General features: G+C 61.1%; 5 protein-coding genes. 3 read left to right on the top strand and 2 right to left on the bottom strand.

Going from position 1 to position 4,021, the window contains the following annotated elements:
* Positions 1–2,015: polynucleotide kinase-phosphatase (locus BEN49_RS12050; protein ID WP_070743765.1), on the bottom strand; the 2,015-nt coding region annotated here is incomplete at its 3' end.
* Between the two features lie 44 nt (positions 2,016–2,059).
* On the opposite strand from BEN49_RS12050, the gene BEN49_RS12045 reads away from it, so the two are divergent.
* The 3 genes from BEN49_RS12045 (at position 2,060) to BEN49_RS26890 (ending at position 3,336) form a co-directional block, all read left to right on the top strand.
* A complete protein-coding gene (locus BEN49_RS12045) occupies positions 2,060–2,413 on the top strand; it encodes a type II toxin-antitoxin system RelE/ParE family toxin (RefSeq protein WP_070743763.1) in 354 nt (117 codons plus the stop codon).
* Positions 2,394–2,699, top strand: a complete 306-nt coding sequence (locus BEN49_RS12040; protein WP_070743761.1) for a helix-turn-helix domain-containing protein — start codon at positions 2,394–2,396, stop codon at positions 2,697–2,699. Before BEN49_RS12045 ends, BEN49_RS12040 begins: the two co-directional genes overlap by 20 nt.
* Before the next feature lie 85 nt (positions 2,700–2,784).
* Complete coding sequence (locus BEN49_RS26890; protein WP_125916809.1) at positions 2,785–3,336, top strand: hypothetical protein; 552 nt, start codon at positions 2,785–2,787, stop codon at positions 3,334–3,336.
* A gap of 10 nt (positions 3,337–3,346) precedes the next feature.
* On the opposite strand, the gene BEN49_RS12035 is transcribed toward BEN49_RS26890, so the two are convergent.
* A partial coding sequence (locus BEN49_RS12035) for a methyltransferase (protein ID WP_125916807.1) occupies positions 3,347–4,021 on the bottom strand: 675 nt, incomplete at its 5' end.

The raw sequence follows: 4,021 nt of genomic DNA, 5'->3' as shown, positions 1-4,021 counted from the left end.
AGCCTAGCCACAGCAGCCCCGCCAGCGCCAGCAGGCCCGGCGGGAACAGCAGGGGCGGCGGTGGCGGCGGCGGCCACGGCGGCGTACTGGGTTTTCACCAGCTCCTGGGCCTTGGCCGACCACGGCAGCAGCTCGGCGTCGAGGCACACCCAATCGGTGTCGAACTTATCCCAGAACCCGGCGGTGCTCAGGGCGTCGCGCAGGCGGGCCAGGAAGGCCGTTTCCAGGGCCACATCGGTGAAGAAGTTGCGGCCGGTGCGGGTGTAGCACTTGCCGATGCCCTCGCCCGCCAGCCCCAAGCGGCGCTGGATGGCGGCTTCGTCGCGGCCCAGCACCACCACCACGCGGCTGCCCATGTGCTTTTCTTCGCACACCACGCGCTCCACGCCCTGCTTTTGGTAGTAGGCGAAGGCTTCGGCGGGGTGTTCGAGCAGGTCGGGCAGGGCCGAGGTTTCGGTGGGCGACATGGTGGGCGGCAGGTACAGCAGCCACTTGGGGTGCACGGCGAAGCGCGACATCACCTCCAGGGCGGCCACCGCGTTTTCCTCCCGAATGGTGACGCCGCGCAGCAGCCGGGTTTCGATGAACTGCTTGCCCGTCACGTCACTAATGTCGAGCAGGTCGTCGTTTTCGTGCTGGGCGCTGTTAGTTGTCAGTTGATCGTTGTCAGTTATTAGGCTGTTATGCTGCGTGTCGGCAGCTAACTGCTTATAATTCAATGGGCGCACGGGTTCGGAGTACACCTGCGCGGCGGGCACGGCCACCAGCTCGCGCTCGGGGTAGCGCAGGGCCGTGAGGCGGCCCCCGAACACGCAACCCGTGTCGAGGTCGATGGTGTTGTTGAGCCACTCGGCGTCGGGCACGGGCGTGTGGCCGAAGGCCACCAGGGCCCGGCCGCGGTACTCGCGGGCCCACTCGTAGCGCACGGGCAGGCCGAATTCGTCAATCTCACCGGTGCTCTCGCCAAACAGCGCGAAGGCCCGCACGGCCCCCGAGCCGCGGCCCTGCATGGCCTCGGGCAGGCCGGCGTGGGCAACGACCAAGCTGCCGCCGTCGAGCACGTAGTGGCTCACCAGCCCGTCGAGGAAGCGCCGCACTTCGCCCTTGAAGGCTTCGGGCTCGGCCTCCAGCTGGGCCAGGGTTTCGGCTAAGCCGTGGTTCACCGTCACCTTTTTGCCGTTGAGGTGGCGCAGCAGCTTGATGTCGTGATTGCCGGGCACGCACAGGGCGGCGCCGGCGCGCACCATGCTCATCACCAGGCGCAGCACCTGCGGCGAGGCGGGGCCCCGGTCCACGAGGTCGCCCAGGAAAATGGCGCGCCGCCCGGCCGGCGGCGTCACCCGGATGCCCAGGTCGCGCACGTCGGCCACGGGCTCGTCGTGCAGCGCATAGCCCAGCTTCTCCAGCAGCGCGCGCAGCTCGTGGTAGCAGCCGTGCACGTCGCCGATGAGGTCGAAGGGCCCCGTTTCCTCCCGGCGGTTATTGTAGAGCCGCTCGCGGGTGATGCTTTGCACAACGTCGATTTCCGCTTCGCCGCGCAGGTGGTGGATGTGCCGAAATCCTTCCTCCTTGAGGGTGCGCAGGCTGCGGCGCAGCGCCTGGCGATGCCGGGCCACCACGTGGGGCCCCACGCCGCGGCGCTCGGGGCGCTGGGCGTTGCGGGCCAGAGCCACGCCATCGGGCACGTCGAGCACCACGGCCACGGGCAGCACGTGGTACTGCCGGGCCAGGGCCACCAGGGGCTTGCGGCCCTCGGGCTGCACGTTGGTGGCGTCCACCACGGTCAGCAGCCCGCGCTTCAGGCGCTTGGCCACCAGGTAGTGCAGCAGCTCAAAGGCGTCCTGGCTGGCCGATTGGTCGTTTTCATCGTCGGCCACCAAGCCCCGGCAGGTATCCGACGACACAATTTCGGTGGGCTGGAACAAGCGCCGGGCAAATGTGGACTTGCCCGCCCCCGTGCTGCCAATGAGCAGCACCAGGGCGAGTTCGGGGACCTTAAGGGTATCTTGGGGCATTGTTTACGCTTGAATAATGTTAGCCAATCAGCTAACTTTGATGCATGGCCGATGAGTTTGTTCGCAACGTTTTTTATTACCGCCGCTTCTACCTGGATTTCTTCGCTACGTTGAAGCCGGAAGTGCAAAAGAAATTCAACTGGACCTTAAAGCTGCTGGCCACTGTGGACCGGGTGCCGGAAAAATACTTCAAGCACCTCACCGGCAGCTCAGGCCTGTATGAAATTCGGGTCGAGGTCGGCTCTGACATCTACCGCGTCTTCAGCTTCTTCGATAAAGGCCAGCTCATTATACTCGTCAATGGCTTCCAAAAAAAGACGCCGAAAACGCCGAAAAATGAGCTGGAATTAGCCGAGAAAATTAAACAGCAATACTTCGATGAAAAACCAACCCGCTAACCACCTTACCTCTTTTGCCGACCACCTCACCGCGCAATACGGCGAGCCCGGCACCCCGGCCCGTGAGGAATTCGAAGAAGGTTTCGAAGCCTTTAAGCTCGGGGCTATGCTGCAAGAGTTACGCAAGGAAAGGGGCCTGACTCAAGCACAGCTAGCGGAGAAATGCGGTACGACGAAAACATACATCTCCCGCATTGAAAACGACGCTTCGGATATCCGGCTCTCCACGCTAATGCGAATTATTCGGGAAGGTTTAGGCGGGCATTTAAAGTTAAGTGTGGAGTAGTTTCTATCTGATTTTTAATCGCAGTTAAATTATGGAACAGTCAGTTGAGAGATATTCAGGACCAGCTACCGTAAGGTACTCGTACATGAATGAATTTATTGTTGACTGCCCTAAATGCCAGCACGAAGCAGTGATAAGCGCCGATGACCCTTACTGGCCCAAGAATGCAAGATTGGCTTGTAACCACTGTAATCATCTGGAGAAAGCTATTGACCTTATCTTCTACAAAGTATCTGTTAGGGCGCATTGTGATAATTGTGGCAAGGGAATAAACAAAATAATTCCACATTCAAAAGAGAAAGTGGATGGATTCGCCATTTCATGCGCAGCTTGTGGTGCCACTAGAATTTACCGAGCTAGAAACGAAGAGTATACCCGCTCTTATGGCAAAGGACTCGACGGAGCAGACCCTGTTTTTGGTTTACCACTGAGACTACAAGGAGATGTAAAGGGTAATATATTACGGGCTTACAATCGCCTACATCTCAGAGAAATAAAAAACTACGTAAAAGCTAAGCTGCGAGAAAGGCAAACAACTACTCATACAACGATGGTTGAACGATTACCAACTTTTATCACAGAGGCAAAAAATCGTGAGGTAGTACTGAAAGCCATTGAAAAAATGGAGAGATTGTAAAGATCCTCTCTCATTTAATTAACCCAAACACCGCCATCTGCGACGGGGCCCCTACGCCTTCTGCTTCCTCGCCCATGCCCACTAACTGCACTTGGTAGCCGTGCCGCTCGGCTACGGCGGTGGCCCAGGCGGCGAACTCGGCGCGGGACCACTCGAAGCGGTGGTCGTCGTGGCGGAATTCGCCGGCGTTGAGCTTTTCGAAAAGCTGATTGTAATCGGCGTTGGGCGTTGTGACGAAGACGTGCGCCGGGCGGGCCTGGCCGAACACCACGGTTTCCAGGGCCCCCAGGCGGTTGGCGTCGAGGTGCTCGATGACTTCGACCAGCGCCGCCGCGTCGAAGCCGGCGAGGCGCTCGTCGCGGTAGAGCAGCGAGCCCTGGATGAGGTCGAGGCGGGCGCGCTGGCGCGGGGGCATTTCGGCCAGGTGGAGGCGGGCCGCGGCGCGGCTCAGCGCCTGGTGCGACACGTCCATGCCGAGGATATACTCGATTTTGGGCTGGCGCAGGAGCAGGCGCAGCAGCTTGCCTTCGCCGCAGCCCAGGTCGAGCACGCGCTTGGGGCCCAGGTCGTACATCGCCTGGGCCACTTGCTGGAGGCGCTGGTCGTGGAGGGAAAGTTTGGGGTCGGCCGGGGGCCCTGCGGCGGCTTCGGGCGCGGCCGGGGCGGGCGTTTCGGGGGCGTCGGG

It is taken from the genome of Hymenobacter coccineus, from assembly GCF_001816125.1.
GTDB classification, from domain to species: Bacteria; Bacteroidota; Bacteroidia; order Cytophagales; family Hymenobacteraceae; genus Hymenobacter; species Hymenobacter coccineus.
The sequence above is the reverse complement of the archived record's forward strand: the minus strand, read 5'-3'. Positions and strand labels throughout refer to the sequence as shown.